Annotated in this window: 18 protein-coding genes; 1 reads left to right on the forward strand and 17 read right to left on the reverse strand. The window is 61.9% G+C overall.

The window, feature by feature from the left end; translation table 11 throughout:
- Window positions 1-277: 277 nt before the first annotated feature.
- Window positions 278-1,660, forward strand: a complete 1,383-nt coding sequence (locus tag ACOSV0_RS14780; RefSeq protein ID WP_434106903.1) for a sigma-54-dependent transcriptional regulator — start codon at window positions 278-280, stop codon at window positions 1,658-1,660.
- A 153-nt stretch (window positions 1,661-1,813) separates the two neighbouring features.
- Here the strand turns inward: ACOSV0_RS14780 and nagZ are convergent, their stop codons facing one another.
- The 17 genes from nagZ to fabG all read right to left on the reverse strand — a co-directional run bounded on the left by nagZ (window position 1,814) and on the right by fabG (window position 17,883).
- Window positions 1,814-2,842: a beta-N-acetylhexosaminidase gene (gene nagZ, locus ACOSV0_RS14785; RefSeq protein WP_434106904.1), complete on the reverse strand. Its 1,029-nt coding sequence runs from the start codon at window positions 2,840-2,842 to the stop codon at window positions 1,814-1,816.
- Between the two features lie 70 nt (window positions 2,843-2,912).
- Window positions 2,913-3,356: a holo-ACP synthase gene (gene acpS / locus ACOSV0_RS14790; RefSeq protein WP_434106905.1), complete on the reverse strand. Its 444-nt coding sequence runs from the start codon at window positions 3,354-3,356 to the stop codon at window positions 2,913-2,915.
- Window positions 3,357-3,372: 16 nt separating this feature from the next.
- Window positions 3,373-4,137 (reverse strand): pyridoxine 5'-phosphate synthase, encoded by a 765-nt coding sequence (gene pdxJ, locus ACOSV0_RS14795; protein WP_434106906.1) that lies wholly within the window; start codon window positions 4,135-4,137, stop codon window positions 3,373-3,375.
- The gene (gene recO, locus ACOSV0_RS14800) at window positions 4,134-5,066 is read right to left on the reverse strand and encodes a DNA repair protein RecO (RefSeq protein WP_434106907.1); all 933 of its coding nucleotides are present in this window, start codon (window positions 5,064-5,066) and stop codon (window positions 4,134-4,136) included. Before recO ends, pdxJ begins: the two co-directional genes overlap by 4 nt.
- Window positions 5,053-5,952, reverse strand: a complete 900-nt coding sequence (gene era / locus ACOSV0_RS14805) for a GTPase Era (protein WP_434106908.1) — start codon at window positions 5,950-5,952, stop codon at window positions 5,053-5,055. Before era ends, recO begins: the two co-directional genes overlap by 14 nt.
- Before the next feature lie 55 nt (window positions 5,953-6,007).
- Window positions 6,008-7,273 carry a ribonuclease III gene (gene rnc, locus ACOSV0_RS14810; protein WP_434106909.1) on the reverse strand — a complete coding sequence of 422 codons (1,266 nt, stop codon included), beginning with the start codon at window positions 7,271-7,273 and terminating at the stop codon, window positions 6,008-6,010.
- 175 nt (window positions 7,274-7,448) lie between these two features.
- The gene (lepB, locus tag ACOSV0_RS14815; RefSeq protein WP_434106910.1) at window positions 7,449-8,342 is read right to left on the reverse strand and encodes a signal peptidase I; all 894 of its coding nucleotides are present in this window, start codon (window positions 8,340-8,342) and stop codon (window positions 7,449-7,451) included.
- A gap of 18 nt (window positions 8,343-8,360) precedes the next feature.
- Complete coding sequence (lepA, locus tag ACOSV0_RS14820) at window positions 8,361-10,154, reverse strand: translation elongation factor 4 (RefSeq protein ID WP_434106911.1); 1,794 nt, start codon at window positions 10,152-10,154, stop codon at window positions 8,361-8,363.
- Window positions 10,155-10,402: 248 nt separating this feature from the next.
- Complete coding sequence (locus ACOSV0_RS14825) at window positions 10,403-10,693, reverse strand: glutaredoxin family protein (protein WP_434106912.1); 291 nt, start codon at window positions 10,691-10,693, stop codon at window positions 10,403-10,405.
- Window positions 10,690-12,198: a DegQ family serine endoprotease gene (locus ACOSV0_RS14830; RefSeq protein WP_434106913.1), complete on the reverse strand. Its 1,509-nt coding sequence runs from the start codon at window positions 12,196-12,198 to the stop codon at window positions 10,690-10,692. The genes ACOSV0_RS14825 and ACOSV0_RS14830 overlap by 4 nt, the downstream gene beginning before the upstream one ends.
- A gap of 37 nt (window positions 12,199-12,235) precedes the next feature.
- Entirely contained in the window at window positions 12,236-13,279 is a 1,044-nt protein-coding gene (locus tag ACOSV0_RS14835) for a MucB/RseB C-terminal domain-containing protein (protein ID WP_434106915.1), read from the reverse strand.
- A 4-nt stretch (window positions 13,280-13,283) separates the two neighbouring features.
- The gene (locus ACOSV0_RS14840; protein ID WP_434106917.1) at window positions 13,284-13,910 is read right to left on the reverse strand and encodes a sigma-E factor negative regulatory protein; all 627 of its coding nucleotides are present in this window, start codon (window positions 13,908-13,910) and stop codon (window positions 13,284-13,286) included.
- Window positions 13,911-13,992: 82 nt separating this feature from the next.
- Entirely contained in the window at window positions 13,993-14,592 is a 600-nt protein-coding gene (rpoE, locus tag ACOSV0_RS14845) for an RNA polymerase sigma factor RpoE (protein WP_408205998.1), read from the reverse strand.
- Window positions 14,593-14,693: 101 nt separating this feature from the next.
- A complete protein-coding gene (locus ACOSV0_RS14850) occupies window positions 14,694-15,077 on the reverse strand; it encodes a hypothetical protein (protein ID WP_434106918.1) in 384 nt (127 codons plus the stop codon).
- Between the two features lie 117 nt (window positions 15,078-15,194).
- Entirely contained in the window at window positions 15,195-16,433 is a 1,239-nt protein-coding gene (gene fabF, locus ACOSV0_RS14855; protein WP_434106919.1) for a beta-ketoacyl-ACP synthase II, read from the reverse strand.
- Between the two features lie 309 nt (window positions 16,434-16,742).
- Window positions 16,743-16,982, reverse strand: coding sequence for an acyl carrier protein (gene acpP, locus ACOSV0_RS14860; RefSeq protein WP_004197638.1), 240 nt, complete (start codon window positions 16,980-16,982; stop codon window positions 16,743-16,745).
- Between the two features lie 151 nt (window positions 16,983-17,133).
- A complete protein-coding gene (gene fabG / locus ACOSV0_RS14865; RefSeq protein ID WP_434106921.1) occupies window positions 17,134-17,883 on the reverse strand; it encodes a 3-oxoacyl-ACP reductase FabG in 750 nt (249 codons plus the stop codon).
- Window positions 17,884-17,967 lie beyond the last annotated feature (84 nt).

Genomic DNA, 17,967 nt, shown 5'->3' on the forward strand with positions numbered 1-17,967 from the left:
GGTCGAATGAAGGAAATACAGGTGTTCCGTCCACACGTCGCATCGCGTCAGGGCGGGCATTCACTGAAAACAAAGGACCAGAACTACGTGAGTCGAATCGCCCTCTGCGCCGCGCCCATGCCAATTGGCCCGCGGCTGTCCCGCCGCCGTGGCAAACGCAGCCCGCGCGGCATGGCATTCGACCGGCAGTACCGGCCAGCCATTGCGCCCGTGTCGCGCGCCAGCGTATCGGCGCGGCGTACCAGGCATTCCATCCATCCAAAAAATAGCGCTCGCCATGCCACACGCCCTGATTGTTGAAGACGATCCCAATAGCCTGTCAGGCCTGTCCGCCATCCTTGCTGCCGACGGCTTCTCCGTCGACACCGCGACCACCATCGCCGAGGCCCGGGCGGCATTGACGCGCTTCATCCCCGATGTCGTGCTGGTCGACCTGAATCTGCCGGACGGCAGCGGGCTCGATGTGTTGCAGCACCTGCCTGCGCATCCGCCCGGCGGCGCTTTGCCCGTGATCGTGATGACCGGCAACGCGACGGTGGAGAGCGCGATCGAGGGTCTGCGGCACGGCATCTGGGACTACCTGCTCAAACCGGTCAATATCCCGCGTTTGCGCAGCCTGCTCGCCCGGATTCCGCGCCCGTACGAGCTGACCGAAGAAGTCCAGACGTTGCGCGCGTCGCTGCGTCAACTCGGTCGCTTCGGCTCCTTGCTGGGCCGCAGCGGTGCGATCCAGCATGTGTACGACACGATCGAACATATCGCGCCGACCGAAGCCGCCGTGCTGATTTCCGGCGAAGCCGGCACCGGCAAGCAGCTCGCCGCGCGCACGCTGCACGACATGAGCCGGCGCCGCAAAGGACCGTTCGTTACATTCGACTGCCGGATGGCCGGCAGCGCCGCGGCACATCGCTCGCTCGACAGCCTGCTGTTCGGCCACGAGCGCGGCGCGTTCGGCGGTGCCGAGCAACGCGAGCCGGGCCTGTTCGAGCAGGTCAGCGGCGGCACACTGTTCATCGACGAAATCGCCGAACTGCCGCGCGCCCAACAGGAAGCGCTGCTGCGCGCGCTCGACTCGCAGACCTTCATGCGGGTCGGCGGCACGAATCAGGTGGTGACCGACTTCCGGTTGATTGCCTCGACACGCAAAAACCCCCGTGCAGCGGTAGCCGACGGCAGCCTGCACGAGGACCTCGCGCTGCGTCTCGAAGCGGCCGCCATCACGTTGCCGCCATTGCGCGAGCGCGGCGAGGATCCGGCGCTGATCGCGCAGGCGGTTGTCGACGAGTTGAATCACGAAGCGATTGGACGCGGCACCGCGGAAGTCACCAAGCAGGTCGGGCCGAATTTCCTGCGCGAGTGTCTTTCGTACGAGTGGCCGGGCAATGTGCGCGAATTGCAGGACCGCGTGCGCCGGGCATATCACGCGTCGGGCGACGTGCTGGAATCGCTGCGCGCCGACGAAGCGGGCTCGGTGAACGGGCGCGATCTGAACGGCAGCCGCGTGCAGGTCACCGTCGGCACGCCACTCGCGGACGTCGAGGAAATGCTGATCCGCGCGACGCTGGATGCGGTCGGCGGCACGCGTCATCGCGCGGCGTCGCTGCTGGGTATCAGTCCGAAGACGCTGTACAACAAGCTGCAACGGATGCGGTTGAACTGACCGCGCGAGGCCGGCTTCGCGGCTGGCCGGGCTTGAATGGAAAAACGGCGCCTTCTGAAAAAGGCGCCGTTTTCTTTGATCGATGCAAACGCTTGAGTTTTAGCTCCGCTCTCTGCCGGTTGCTATCGTCCGCAAGCGGTTGCTACCGGTAGCTCACGCAAACGCACTGCGCAACAAAGTTTGCGCTTGCAGATACTGCGGCTCGGCGACCAGCTTGCTCCATTTGAGCGCCTTGCCGCGCGGCCGCATGCGCTTAAGCCGTTGCTGCGATTCTTTCGACGGCGTGAAGCGCAGCGCGTCCAGCACTTTCTCCGCTTCGTCCGGCTGATTGCAGATCAGCACCATGTCGCAGCCGGCCTGCAGCGCGGCGGTCGCGCCTTCCGTCAGCGTGCCGCCCTGGCGCGCGGCTTCCATCGAAAGATCGTCGCTGAAAACCGCGCCTTCGAAACGCAATTTCTTGCGCAGGATGTCCTGCAGCCAGACACGCGAGAAACCCGCCGGCTTCGAATCGACCTGCGGATAAACCACATGGGCGGGCAGCACGGCTCCGAGCGACACATCGAGCCAGTCATACGGCGCCGCGTCCTCGCGCAGGATCTCGTCGAGCGAACGGTCGTCCACCGGCATCGCAACGTGGGAGTCTGCTTGCGCGAAGCCGTGTCCGGGAAAATGTTTGCCGCAATTGCTCATGCCGGCCAACGCGAGGCCGTGATTGAGGCTCTTCGCCAGCAAGGTCACGACGCGCGGATCGCGATGGAACGAGCGATCGCCGATCACCTGCGACTGACCGTAATTCAGATCGAGCACCGGCGTAAAACTCATATCGATGCCGCACGCGCGCAATTCGGTCGCGAGAATATAGCCGACCGCAGTGGTCACCTTGGTGGCGTGCAACACGTCGCTATCCCACAGCGTGCCGAGCTTGCCCATTGCCGGCAGCACCGTGAAGCCGTCGGTGCGAAACCGCTGCACGCGGCCGCCTTCGTGGTCGACCGCAATCAGCAGATCGTCGCGGATCGCGCGGATCGAATCGGTCAGCGCGATCAATTGATCGCGGCTTTCGTAATGGCGCGTGAACAGAATCACGCCGCCAGTCATCGGATGGGCAAGGCGGCGTTTATCGTCGTCGTTCAGCGTTTTGCCGACGACGTCGAGCATGACCGGTCCGGGAGTGAGTTTCATCGAATTCCGCTAGAAAAAAGCTTGAGGCAAAGAGAGACACGACCGACGTGCGCCGCGTTCAAGATATTTTTTATTCGTTGCTGGCAGGCGCGTGGGGAACGTCCGGTTCTCGCGCCCCCACCCCTGTTTCGGCGATCACGAACGACACGGCGTAATCGTGTTCGTCGCTGATCGTCACGCGCGCCGTGATGCCGCGCGCCGTGAGCCATTCGGCCAGTTCGCCCGACGCAACCACCATCGGCTCGCCGCTCGGTTTGTTGAGCGTTTGCAGCGCGCGCCAGGTCATCGGCCAGCGCATGCCGAGGCCGATCGCTTTCGAGAAGGCTTCTTTAGCCGAGAACCGCGTGGCAAGAAATGCGAGTCCACGCACCGCCGAACGCGCGTGGCGCGCGTGATAAATGCGCAGTTCGTCCGGACCGAGCACTTTCTCGGCGAAACGGCCGTTGGTGCGCGTCATGACCGCAGCCACGCGGCTGACCTGAACGATGTCCGTGCCGATGCCGTAGATCGTCATGTTCGGCGCCGCGGCGTTACGCGCTTGCGCCGAGACGGGCAGCGACCATGATCGCCTTCATCTCGCGCACCGCGTTGTCCCAGCCGGCGAAGATCGCATGCGCGACGATCGCGTGGCCGATATTCAATTCGACAATGCCTTCGATCGCGGCGATCTGCTGAACGTTGGTGTAGTGCAGGCCGTGACCTGCATTGACCTTGATGCCGAGCGTTGTGCCGAATTCGACGGCACGCACCACGCGCTCATATTCGCGCTGTTGTTCGGCGGGATCATGCGCTTCGGCATAGCGGCCCGTGTGCAGTTCGATCACCGGTGCGCCCGCTTCGTGCGCGGCGCGGATTTGCGTTTCGTCCGGATCGATGAAGAGCGACACACGCGAGTTCGCGTCGGCGAGTTGCTTGCATGCGGCGCGCACGGCTTCGAACTGGCCGGCGACGTCGAGACCGCCTTCAGTCGTCAGTTCCTGGCGCTTTTCCGGCACGAGACAAACGTCGTGCGGCTGCACTTCACACGCGATATCGAGCATCTCCTGCGTAACCGCGCATTCCAGATTCATGCGCGTTTTCAACAGCGGCCGCAGCTTGCGCACGTCGGCATCGACGATATGGCGGCGGTCCTCACGCAGATGCAGCGTGATCACGTCGGCGCCGGCCTCTTCGGCCATCAACGCGGCGCGGATCGGATCGGGGTAAGACGTGCCGCGCGCGTTGCGCAGCGTGGCGACGTGATCGATATTCACGCCCAGGTCAATCACATTCGGCGACGTAAGAAAGAAGCTCATAAGTTCTGCAAGTCGATCAGTATCTGGCGCGTCGCGAGCGGCGTGCCGCCAAGGTAGGTATTGAGCAGAAAGCGCATCAGCGTTTTGCTTTGCGCCACCGTCTGCGCTCGATGGTAATCGTCCTTTTCCATATCGAGCAAGGTCTGTCCGGCAATCACCGGCCATTGTGCGGGCAGATCGTCGGAGGCTTCGCGCACGCCGCGCTCCGGGTCGAACACGTAGCGGCCTTCGGCCTGCACCGCTTTGCGCGCGACGGTGCGATCGAGCGCCATCGCATAACCGGTTTCGCGCAGCAGCACGCGTTCGAACGAACGCAGCACCTGCACCGGCGGCTCGTCATGCGCGAGGCGCGTCATCGTGACGACGTAGTGATGGAACAGTTGCGGATGCGGGTCTTCGCGCGCGCAGAATTTGACCAGCAATTCGTTGACGTAGAAACCGCAGAGCAGCGAGTCGCCCGCCAAAGGCAGCATGCCGCCGACCCACTCTGCGCCGGTCAGTGTGCGCACTTCGGATTTGCCGGACCACGACAACGCGAGCGGCTGGAAGGTCTGCAGCACGCCGCGCAAGGCGGAGTGCGGACGTTTCGCGCCCTTCGCGACGAGCGCGAGACGGCCGTGATCGCGCGACAGCACGTCGATGATCAGACTGGTCTCACGATACGGATAGCTGTGCAGGACAAAAGCGGGCTGCTCCGCGATCCGGTAATCGGACGCGGAGGTACGCGGCGCGCGGCGCGCCGGCGCTTTGCGCGGCTCGCCTTCGGCGCCTTGAGCACCACCTTGAGCAGCCTGAGCGCTTTTGGCACTCGATGAGGATTTTTTGGTACTGCGAGCGGGTTTGGATGGCTCGCGTGCCGGCGCTGCCGGCTCCGAGTTGTCCGGGTCAGCGTCGGAATTCAGCGTCATCCACGCGTCATTCGTACCCATACGCACGGAGTCCGGCTTCGTTGTCGGCCCAACCGCTCTTCACCTTGATGAAGGTTTCCAGATACACCGGACCGTCGAACAGCTTTTCCATGTCGAGGCGCGCTTCGGTGCTGATCTGCTTCAGCTTGGCGCCCTTCTGACCGATGATCATGGCTTTCTGCGTATCGCGCTCCACCAGGATGGTCGCGAAAATGCGGCGCAGACGCCCTTCTGTCTCGAACTTGTCAATCAGAACGGTGCTCGTGTACGGCAGTTCGTCGCCCGTCCAGCGGAACACTTTTTCGCGCAGGATTTCGGCGGCGAGAAAACGCTCGCTGCGATCGGTCAGGTCGTCTTCGCCGTAGATCGGTGCGCCTTCCGGCAGGAACGGCTTGATGGTCGCCAGCAAACGCTTGATGTCGTCCTCATTTTTCGCCGACAGCGGCACGATCTCGTTGAACTGGCGCAGTGCACTCACCTGCTGCATGAACGGATACAGCGAGTCCTTATCCGTCACGCGATCCAGCTTGTTCGCGATCAGCAGCGTGGGCACCGACGGCGGGATCAGGTCGAGCACCTTCTGGTCGTCCGGGCCGAAGCGGCCGGCTTCGATCACGAACAGAATCGCGTCGACCGAACTCAGCGTGGACGTGACCGCGCGGTTGAGCGAACGGTTCAGCGCGCCGCTGTGTTTGGTCTGGAAACCCGGCGTGTCGACGAAAATGTACTGCGCGTCTTCAAACGTGTGAATGCCGGTGATGCGATGGCGTGTGGTCTGCGCCTTGCGCGACGTGATACTGACTTTCTGGCCGACCAGCGCATTCATCAGCGTGGACTTGCCGACGTTCGGGCGGCCGACGATCGCGACCATGCCGCAGCGAAAACCAGTGGGAGTGGGAGCGTTCATATTCGGGCTACAGCAAGTTCAGATCGACGCGCGAAGAACGGCGCGCCGGTGGCAATCAATGGCCCGCATCGGCGACGCGGGTTTGCACCGCGTCGACTACGCCGGGTTCGTGTTCGATAGGTGCCGGCACGCCAGGCGTGGGCACGGCTGCGCCGGGTGTGGCTTCACGGCTGCGGAATTTGTCGGCGCTGCGGACGGCGGCGGCTTCCGGTTTGGCTTCGGCGGCCTTGGCATCCGCAGGCTTCGCGCCTTCGGATCGGACTTCGGCTGATCTGGTGTCCAGCTTTTCGGCTGGCTTGTCCGTCGCGGCTTTGTCGGCAGACTTGTCGCTCGTATGGGAAGCGGCCTTATCGGCTCTTTCCGCCCGCTCCGCGCGCTCTGACTTGTCCTGGCCGCTGTATTCCACGTGCGCGGCGCGAATCACGGCCAGCGGCGCGGACGGTGCAGTCAGGGTCGGCCGTTCGGCGGCGGACTCCGCCACTGGCGCCGTGCGGGCTTCACCGCGCCCGGCTCCGCGCTCACTCTTTCGATCCGGGCTGCGCAAATCGAGTGCCGCCTGTACACCGGTCACACCAGGCACGATCTCCTGCTCGGCATTTTTCGCCGCGCGGGCGCCTTTCGAACGTTTGGGCTTGGCGACCACGGCGGGCGCGGCGGCCATCACTTCGTCCAGCGCCTTCTTGGCCGCGGCCTGCTCGGCCGCACGACGGCTCGCGCCGGAACCGGACACTTTGACGTCCAGCTTCGGCACCGTGCATTCGACTTCAAATTGCTGATTGTGCGCCGCACCATGCGTTGCAACGACCGTGTACGTCGGCAATGCGATCTTGTGACCCTGCAGATATTCCTGCAGCAGCGTCTTGGCGTCTTTGCCGAGCGTGCGCGGGTCGATGTGATCGAGAATCGGCACGTAAAGGCGCTTGATCACCGTTTGGGCGGCATCGAAGCCACCGTCGAGGAAGACCGCGCCCAGCACCGCTTCGAGCGTGTCAGCCAGGATCGACGGACGGCGGAAGCCACCGCTGCGCAGTTCGCCCTCACCGAGACGCAGCCCTTCGGAAATATTCAGGGCCTGAGCGATTTCGTAAAGCGACTGCTGTTTGACCAGATTGGCGCGGACGCGCGACAGGTCGCCTTCGTCCAGTTTGCCGAAACGTTGGAACAAAAGCGCAGCCACCGCGCAATTTAGAACGGAGTCGCCGAGGAACTCGAGCCGTTCGTTATGCGTGGAGCTATGACTGCGGTGCGTTAAAGCCTGGCGCAACAATTCCGCATTGCGAAATTCGTAGCGCAAACGGCTTTCCAACGGAGATAGGGGCATGGGCAGAGTATAACGCGGGCGCCTGCCCCGGCGAAAACGCGGGACGGCCAGCGGAAAAAGCGTAGTGAAGCGACGTTACCGCAGATTCTTAAAGTAGCGTGGTAACACGCAGCGACAGAAGTGACCCAGGTGTAGGCCACTGCCGCCGCGTGCCGTGCAATCAATGCATGCGAGCTCAGTGGAATGAGCCGATGCGTTTCAGATTGCTGAAGTTCATCCAGATGAAAAACGCGCGACCGACGATATTCTTGTCCGGCGCAAAACCCCAGTAGCGGCTATCCGCGCTGTTATCGCGGTTGTCACCCATCATGAAGTAATTGCCCGGCGGCACTTTACAAATCACGCCGCGTGCGTTGTACGTGCAGTTGTCGCGATACGGATAATCTTCCGCGCCGACGATGAACGGCGGCACGGCCGGGTTGTTCAGAATCGCGTTCTTGCGGCCATCGAGATCTTCTTCGAATTGCTTGGCGTAGCCGAGGCGCTCTTCGTCGAGATAATCAGGCAGCGCCGTTTCCGGCACCGGCTTGCCGTTGATTGTCAGTTGCTTGTCCTGATAAGCAACGGTGTCGCCCGGCAGGCCGATCACGCGCTTGATGTAGTCGACGGATTCGTCTTTCGGGTAGCGGAACACCACCACGTCGCCGCGTTCGAGCGGACGGCCTTCGGTGATCTTCGTGTTGGTGATCGGCAGACGGATGCCGTAGTCGAATTTATTGACGAGGATGAAGTCGCCCACCAGCAGCGTCGGCACCATCGAGCCCGAAGGAATCTTGAACGGCTCGACGACAAACGAGCGCACCACGAATACCACCAGAATCACCGGGAAAAAGCTCGCCGAATACTCGAGCCACCACGGTTGACGCAGCTTGTCGTCACGCAGACGGGCGCGTGTTTGCGCCGCGTTTTCGTCGGCGAAACGCTCGCCGACGCGTGCCTGCTGGCGGTCGAACTCGGCAACCACCGCATCCGCCGCGCGCCGCCGTTGCGGCACGAAAATCAGTTTGTCTGCGACCCATGCGACGCCCGTCAAAATGACGAGCACAAAAAGAATCAGCGCAAAATTCATAGGGTTCCGTTGTTCGTCTTATTTGTCTTCGACACGCAGGATCGCGAGGAAAGCCTCTTGCGGAATCTCGACGGACCCGACCTGCTTCATTCGCTTCTTGCCTGCCTTTTGTTTCTCGAGCAGTTTCTTCTTACGGCTAATATCGCCGCCGTAGCATTTTGCCAGCACGTTCTTACGCAACGCTTTAATGTTCTCGCGCGCAATAATATTCGCACCGATGGTGGCCTGAATCGCGACGTCGTACATCTGGCGCGGAATCAGCTCACGCATTTTCGACGCCACTTCGCGGCCGCGGTACTGGCTCTGCGAACGGTGTACGATCACCGACAACGCATCCACCTTGTCGCCGTTAATCAGCATGTCGACCTTCACGACGTCTGCCGCACGATATTCCTTGAACTCGTAATCCATCGACGCGTAGCCGCGCGAGATCGACTTCAGACGATCGAAGAAATCGAGCACGACTTCGCCCATCGGAATTTCGTACGTCAACTGGACCTGGCGGCCGTGGTACTGCATGTTGATCTGGGTGCCGCGCTTTTGCGTACAGAGCGTGATCACCGAGCCGACGTAGTCTTGCGGCATATACAGATTCACCGTGACGATCGGCTCGCGCACTTCTTCGATCTTCGAGGGCTCCGGCATCTTGGCCGGATTTTCGACCATGAGGATCGTGCCGTCGCGCTGCAGAACTTCGTACACCACGGTCGGCGCCGTGGTGATCAGGTCCATGTCGAACTCGCGCTCAAGACGTTCCTGCACGATTTCCATGTGCAGCAGACCCAGAAAGCCGCAACGGAAACCGAAGCCGAGCGCCTGCGACACTTCCGGCTCGTACATCAGCGAGGCGTCGTTCAGCTTCAGCTTTTCCAGCGAGTCGCGCAGCGCGTCGTACTGGTTCGCTTCGACCGGATAGAGACCGGCGAACACCTGCGGCTTCACTTCCTTGAAGCCCGGCAACGGCTCGGCAGCGGGACGATTCACCAGCGTGACGGTGTCGCCCACCTTCGCAGCAGCCAGTTCCTTGATGCCGGCAATGATGAAGCCCACCTGCCCGGCGGACAGCGATTCGAGGTTCTTCGACTTCGGCGTGAATACGCCGATATGCTCGACCGGATACTGCGCGCCGGTCGCCATCATGCGGATCCTGTCTTTCGGACGCAGCGTGCCGTTGACGATACGCACCAGCATCACGACGCCGACGTAGTTGTCGAACCACGAGTCGATGATCAGCGCCTGCAGCGGCGCTTCCGGATCGCCCTTGGGCGGCGGCACCTTGGCGATCAGCGCCTCGAGCACGTCTTCCACGCCCAGCCCGGTCTTCGCGCTGCAATGCGTGGCGTCGGTTGCGTCGATGCCGATCACGTCTTCGATTTCTTCGATTGCGTTCTCGGGATTCGCGGCCGGCAGGTCGATCTTGTTCAGCACCGGAATCACGTCGACGCCGAGTTCGATCGCCGTATAGCAGTTGGCGACGGTTTGCGCTTCCACGCCCTGGCTTGCGTCGACGACCAGCAACGCGCCTTCGCATGCGGACAGCGAGCGGCTGACTTCGTACGAGAAGTCGACGTGGCCCGGCGTGTCGATCATGTTCAGGTTGTAGATCTGCCCGTCACGGGCCTTGTACGTCAATGCGGCGGTTTGTGCCTTGATGGTGATGCCGCGCTCACGCTCGAGATCCATCGAGTCGAGCACTTGAGCTTCCATCTCGCGGTCGGACAAGCCACCGCAGATCTGGATGATGCGATCCGCGAGCGTCGACTTGCCATGGTCGATGTGCGCAATGATCGAGAAGTTACGAATATGATCCATTCAGTACCGATCAAGCGAAAAAGGCGCGCCCGGACAATAGCGGAGCACGCCTTGTAAGTAGGTGAAAAACCTATCTATTTTAGCCGAAAAGGCTATCGCCCGGCGCATCTTGCGAGGCTCGGGCGGAAAAGACGGTTCAGCAACCACGGGGCATAGGACCGGAATAAGCGCCGAAGCGCCAACTCCGACCGACAGGAGAGACGTGAAACGGGGCGTGAACGGCGCACGTTCGCGCCTGCTTTGGCGCCCTAATTGGACCCCGGTTGTGTGGATCCCGAATGCGCCGCCGCAAAGCGTGCGGCAAGCGCGGCACGAACCCGCACCGCATCGAGATGATAGTGACACAGTTCGACACCATCGCAGAGCAGAACGGGCACTAGCTCGTTATAACGGGCTTCCAGCAATGGATCGGCATCAATGTCGATCACGACGACCTGCGCGCCGAATTCAGCCAGCAAAGGCTCGAGCGCGGCACGCATGTCGTCGCACAAGTGGCACCACGCGCGCCCGTAGAGCGTGAGCGGCGCCACCGTCTTCATTTCTGCGTGCTGCGCGGACGAATCGGCACAAACTGGGTGTTCTCGCCGCGACGAACCAGCAGCGCAACCATCTTCTGCGGGTCGAGGTGCGAGGTCAGATCGTCGAACTGTTTCGCGCTTGTGATATCGGTATCGCCCACACGTAGGACGATGTCGCCTTTTTGCAGCCCGACGCGCACTGCCGGGCCATCTACCGCGTCGATCTGCACACCGTTTTGCAGCTTCAGCGCCTTCAGTTGGTCAGAAGGAATATCGCTAACGGCGAGACCCAGCGCGTTCGTGGCGCGCTGCTTCGGCACCGGCGGCTTCTTCTGATCCGCCTTGGTGGTCTTGTCCGGCTGCATCTCGGCAATCGTGACCGGCAGATCGCGCGTCTGGCCCTTGCGCCAGATCGTAATGGTCGACTTGGTGCCCGGCTTCGTATCGCCGACCATGCGCGGCAAATCCGTTGCCGTGTCGACCGAATGACCGTTGAACTTCAGGATGATGTCGCCCGGTTGCACGCCGGCTTTATCCGCCGGACCGCCCGGTTCGACGCTGCTGACCAGCGCGCCCTGCGCCTTCGGCAGACCGAGCGAATCGGCCACATCTTTCGTCACTTCGCCGATCGCCACCGCGATCCGGCCGCGCACGACCTTACCCGAGGTTTTCAACTGATCGGCCACGCGCATCGCTTCGTCGATCGGAATCGCGAACGAGATGCCCATGAAACCGCCGGTACGGCTGTAGATCTGCGAGTTGATGCCGATCACCTCGCCCTGCATGTTGATCAGCGGACCGCCTGAATTACCCGGATTGACGGCCACGTCAGTCTGGATAAACGGCAGATAATCGCCCGTGTCGCGCCCCTTGGCGCTGACGATGCCGGCCGTTACCGTGTTCTCGAGACCGAACGGCGAACCGATCGCGACCACCCACTCGCCCACGCGCACCTTGTTCGAGTCGCCGATCGTAATGGTCGGCAAATTGGCCGCGCTGATCTTCACGACGGCAACATCGGTCCGATCGTCCACGCCGATCAGTTTGGCCTTGAACTCGCGCTTGTCGGTAAGGGTGACGTAAATGGTGTCCGCATCGTCCACGACGTGCGCGTTGGTCATCACGTAGCCATCCGCCGACAGAATGAAGCCTGAGCCGACGCCGCTGTTCTGTTCGGGATCGCTGTTATCCGGCGTGTCCTGGCTGCCGCCGCTCCCACCGTTATCGCCGCCGCGCGGCGTACCGGGCGAGCCCGGCGACTGCGGCAGCGGGATGCCGAAGAAGCGGCGGAAAAACTCCGACATGTCGCCGTCGTCCATACCTGGCGGCAATCCGCCGCGAGCACTGCTGCTCGACACGCGCGTAGTCGTGCGAATGTTGACGACTGCCGGACCGACCTTGTCGACGAGGTCGGTAAAGTCAGGCAGATTGGCTGCGGGAGCCGCCGACGCCGTGTGCGGTACGAGCGGCAAACACACCGCTACCACCGCGGCCGCGAGGAATTTGCGCACCGAGAAAGTCGTCATATCGTAGCAAGCCGAGGGATTCGAGTGATTCGGAGGATTACTTCGGAGCTTTATATTCTATGGCAGACGCAAATTGCTGCAATGTGGTCTGGGGCACTTCACCAAGCAGAGTAATCCAGAAGTCGCCGCGCCGCTTGACCAGCACGTGGGTGGCGCCGCTACTGCCCGCGCCTTCCTTGCGCGTGTTGTTCTCGACCGGCTCGACGAACACCGAAATGGCCGCGAGGCCATCGGAGAATACAGCCTGATCGACCGGAATGGTCGGCTGGCTCGCCTCACGCGCCGCCATCGGGCGACGCAGTTCGCGAATTTTGCGGAATCCCGGCACCGTCGGCGTGATTTGCCAGCCTTGCGCGGCCATATCGACCGGTTCGACCGGCGGACGCACCACCGTCCAGCCCGTCAGATTACGAATGCCGTTGACGATGGCGGTCTTGTCGACCGGCACGCCGATGCGAATCTGCGAAAACGACAACTGCTCGAGCACCTGGCCGTTCGGGTCGAGTGTCTGCGCGCGCAGCAGCAGACCGGTCTTCTTGTCGGCCCACAGCTTGTAAGCAAAACGGTATGCGTCTTTCGGGTCGAGCTCGATCACCTGACTGTCGACACCCGCGACGCGGTCGTCACCGAGCAGCTTCGGCTCGTACACGGACAGCACCTGCTCGCCGCTTACGGCCAGCAGGGCAGGAAACGAATCTTTGTTCTGGCGCTTCTCGACCACGCACAGATGCCGCTCAGGCACGAACGTGTAGAGATCTTCGTTATGACGAAGCATTTTGCGCGGCTTGCCGTCGAGGCTTTCGAGCCGCTCGAATTCGCCGTCCGTGCGGGTCGCATAATGCGCGATCTGCGACGTCTGAACGAAATTACCGCGCTGATAGACGAACGCGCCCTCGTAGTTCTGCTGCTGGGCGGCCTGATGGATTCGATCGAGCAGCTCCGCGGCCGTGCGACGGGCGACGAGTGGATCGTCGGTTTGTGCAAAGACCCGCGGTGTAGCGGACAACAACACGGCTGCGCAGAACAGAAATGCCGGCAGCCGCCCCCAGATAGTCGTTTTATTCAACCGCGGAGTCTGCATCAAACTATTGGCCTTGCGTAGAAACTGCGGCAGCGCGAATCAGCGGCATCGAGCCCGGCATGACCGGTTGCTGCGCGAATTGCTGGTGAGCTTCCAGATACTGATCGAGACTGGCGTCACGGATGATGTTGGCGTCTTGCGCGACCGGCTGGACCGTAGCGGCCGGCACCGATGCCATGGCCACACGTTGCAGCGAATCGCCGTGCGACTGGATCGACGCGACTTGCGCAACGCCCGGGCCACCCGGCACGCCTTGCAGTTGCGGCACGACGATCCACGTCAGCGTGGCAGCGGCGGCAGCGACGGCAAAGGCCGGCACAACGCGGCGGCGCAACGCCAGCAAGCGGCGCGCGACCGGCATTGCGGCAGGCGCGAGCACGTGCGGCTCATTGTCGAAACGTGCGGCAAAACCGCTCAGGAACGCGTTGCTCGCCGCAGGGCTGACCGCCAGATCGTCGGAACGCAGCGCGTCGCCGATCAGGTGATAGCACGACCAGGCGGCACGATCTTCGCCGTCCAGTCCGGAAACAAACGTGTTCAGATGCTCTTCGCCGAACAGCTCACCGTCGACAAAAGCGGACAGACGCTCGCCGCGCGAGCTGGCTTGCGATTGCATCGAGACCGACCCCATGATGCTCCCCATCTTACAAATACCCCGTAGTGACACCACTAATCCAGATATTGCACCCGCGCCCTGTCCGGCGGGCCGGTATTTACCAGCGCTTGCCTTCAGGTGTGTCAAGCAACGGACGCAATTTTGCCGCAATGGCTTCGCGAGCGCGGAAAATTCGTGATCTGACTGTGCCAATTGGGCAACCCATCATCTCAGCGATTTCCTCGTAGCTCAAACCTTCAATTTCACGAAGAGTAATGGCGGTGCGCAACTCTTCCGGTAAAACCGCCATCGCAGCATTGACCGTCTCAGCGATCTGCTTGCTCATCAACATCGACTCAGGCGTGTTGATATCCCTTAGTTGGTCGGCGTCCGAGAAAGTTTCAGCTTCTTCAGCATCTGCTTCGGTCGAAGTCGGTGCGCGCCGCCCTTGGGTCGCAAGGTAGTTCTTTGCCGTATTGACCGCAATCCGGTACAACCACGTATAAAAGGCCGAATCGCCGCGAAACTGCGGCAACGCCCGGTACGCCTTGATAAAGGCGTCCTGGGCGACGTCTTCCACTTCGGCGGGGTCCCGCACGAGGCGCGAGATCAGCCGGAGAATCTTGCGGTGGTATTTGGAGACCAGAAGCTCGAACGCGGCCTTGTCGCCCTTCTGGACGCGCTCGACCAGCAACTGATCAATTTCTTTTTCGCTCACCTGATAAATCCGTTAACTATAGGGCGCATGGCGGGGGACCATTGTAGCGTCCCCATCATCGCGGCACGTTACTCCGGTAACAGCGGTTACAGTCGTTACAGTCACGCACCCGCGCCACGCCGGCCCAGCACGGCCAGCTCCCGGAAGACGGGCGCCGGCAGCGCGTCAGCGGCAAGAAGTAGCGTGCGGGAGCGCCCATGGTCCGGCACCAGCGCGAGAACCAGCAGGCGACCGCTCCACTGCGAGCAGCCGGCAATACGGCCCTGCATGAGCAAACTGCCGGCCCGATTCCAGACAGACAATCCGTCCGGGCCGATTTTCAGCGCAACTGGCCGCGCATGCTCATGCTTTACCGCACAGAGCATCAGCAGCGCCCACACGGAAAGCGTTAACGGAACTGCCTGCCAGGCGCCCAGATGTGACGCGAAGCAGGTATAGACGGCCAACGTCGCGATCAGGACGAACACCCCTAAAGCGGCGCGCATAGAGACGGAGCGCCGCAACGTAATCCGTTGCGGCGCTCTGCCGGACATTGCCGATTCAGGGGGAACCGCCGGACAAGCCGGCGTTTTCGACTGGCGTATCACCAAACGATCAGGCGATCAGGCGCGCTTGAAGACCAGCGTGCCGTTCGTGCCGCCGAACCCGAACGAGTTCTTCAGCGCGACGTCGATCTTCATCTCCCGCGCGGTATTGGCGCAGTAATCGAGATCGCAGTCCGGATCCTGATTGAAGATGTTGATCGTGGGCGGCGACACCTGATGATGCACGGCCAGCACGGTGAACACCGACTCCAGACCGCCGGCGCCGCCCAACAGATGGCCCGTCATCGACTTGGTCGAATTCACGACCATGTTTTTGGCGTGATCGCCGAACGCGCGCTTGATGCCGGTGGTTTCCGCCAGATCGCCGAGCGGCGTGGACGTGCCATGCGCGTTCAGGTAATTCACCTGGTCCGCGTTGATGCCCGCGTTCTTCAAGGCAGCCAGCATGCAGCGGCGTGCACCGTCGCCGTCTTCCAGCGGTGCAGTCATGTGATAGGCGTCGCCGCTCATCCCATAGCCGCTGATTTCGGCGTAAATCTTCGCGCCGCGCGCCTTCGCGTGTTCGTACTCTTCGAGCACCATCACGCCGGCGCCCTCGCCCAGCACAAAACCGTCGCGATCCTTGTCCCACGGACGGCTCGCCGTTGCCGGATCGTCATTCCGTTGCGACAGCGCTTTCGCTGCTGCAAAACCGCCGATCCCGAGCGGCGACACCGTCGCTTCCGCGCCGCCGGCGACCATCACATCCGCGTCGCCGTACTCGATCAGGCGCGAAGCCTCGCCGATGCAATGCAAGCCGGTGGTACATGCGGTAACGATCGCGAGGTTCGGGCCCTTGAGGCCGAACTTGATCGACAGATGGCCGGAGATCATGTTGATGATCGACGCCGGCACAAAGAACGGCGAAATCCGGCGAGGACCACGATTCAGCAATTCGGTCTGCGTTTCTTCGATCATCGGCAAACCGCCAATGCCCGAACCGACCACCACGCCGATGCGCTCGGCGTTCTCATCGGTCACTTCGAGACCGCTGTCCTGCATCGCCTGAATACCGGCCGCAACGCCGTAATGGATGAACGTATCCATCTTGCGAGCATCTTTACCGGAGATGTAGTCCTCGATATTGAAGCCCTTCACCTCGCCGGCGAAACGAGTCGAAAAGTTCGACGCATCGAACTTCGTGATATTGGCAATACCCGACTTGCCGGCGACCAGATTGGCCCAGCCGTCGGCAACATTATTGCCAACAGGCGAAATCAGCCCCAGGCCTGTAACAACAACACGACGGCGGCTCACGGTAACCCCTTTTTCATAGATGACAAAAGCAAAAGCCACAGCGGCCACAGGAATTTTGCCCTGTGTGCCCTGTGGCTGTTAGGCGCCCTCACACCTGGTGCTTCACACCAGGCTCCCCCGAGGACTTCCTGCGGGGAGGAAAACGCGGGGCGGCCCGGCGTTTTCTTGAAAGTCGGCAATCGCGCGGAAACTTGCGCTGTCAACATCGCTGGCTCCTGCACGGCAAAAAGCGCCAGCCCTGCTGGCGCCGGAAACCGGCACGGCAGGGCGTCATACGCCGCCAACGCAGAAACGCAGGCGCGAATGACTTTAGGCCTTGACGTTCGCGCGAGCGTAGTCGATCGCTTGCTGAACGGTGGTGATCTTCTCGGCTTCTTCATCCGGAATTTCCATGCCGAATTCGTCTTCGAGGGCCATCACGAGTTCAACGGTGTCGAGCGAGTCGGCGCCGAGGTCGTTCACGAACGAAGCTTCGTTCTTGATTTCAGCTTCTGCAACGCCCAGTTGTTCTGCGACGATCTTCTTGACGCGCTGTTCGATATTGTCCATTACCCCTCCAAGGGAAAAGAAGTTCAAAAATACAGGTGCGCGCATTTTATCAGGTTTGACCCGGCAAAAAAGAGGCGCATCGGGTTCCTGTCAAGGCATGCGCCTTACGCTTTTGCAAACGCATCAAGGCGCGGATAGTAACCGAATTTTGTTACGACATGTACATTCCGCCGTTCACATGCAGTGTCGTGCCGGTGATATACCCCGCTTGCGGCGACGCGAGGAACGCCACGGCGTGCGCGATATCGTCCGGGCTGCCAAGGCGGCCGAGCGGAATCTGCGTCTTCAGCGCGGTTTGCTGCTCTTCCGGCAACGTCTTGGTCATATCGGTATCGATGAAGCCCGGCGCGACGCAATTGACGGTGATGCCGCGGCTGCCGATCTCGCGCGCGAGCGCCCGGGTCATGCCCGCGACACCCGCTTTAGCGGCTGCATAGTTGACCTGCCCCGGGTTGCCGGCCGAGCCGACCACCGACGTGATGTTGATGATACGGCCGCCCTTCGCCTTCATCATCGGACGCAGCACCGCGCGCGACAGACGGAAGACCGACTTGAGATTGGTGTCGATCACCGCGTCCCAGTCGTCGTCTTTCATGCGCATCGCGAGTTGGTCCTGCGTGATGCCGGCGTTGTTCACCAGCACGTGCAGCGCGCCGAATTCCTTCACCGTGCCGTCGATCAGCGCTTCGGCTGCTGCAGCGTCGTTGACGTTGAGCACCGCGCCGCGGCCGCTCACACCTGCCTCGTTAAAGGCTTCGCTGATCGCGGCTGCGCCGCTTTCGCTGGTCGCCGTGCCGATCACCGTCGCGCCCCGGCGCGCCAGTTCCAGCGCGATTGCACGGCCAATGCCGCGCGACGCGCCCGTCACGATTGCGATTTGCTTGTCGAGAGTCTTTTCCATCTTCAGTCCGGATGCCCTTTCGGAGGGCTGATTGATTCTTGATGTCGGTCTTGCGGCCTGCTTGTGTCCCGCTTGCGTCCTGCC

Source organism: Paraburkholderia caffeinilytica (assembly GCF_051027425.1).
GTDB lineage: Bacteria > Pseudomonadota > Gammaproteobacteria > Burkholderiales > Burkholderiaceae > Paraburkholderia > Paraburkholderia caffeinilytica_A.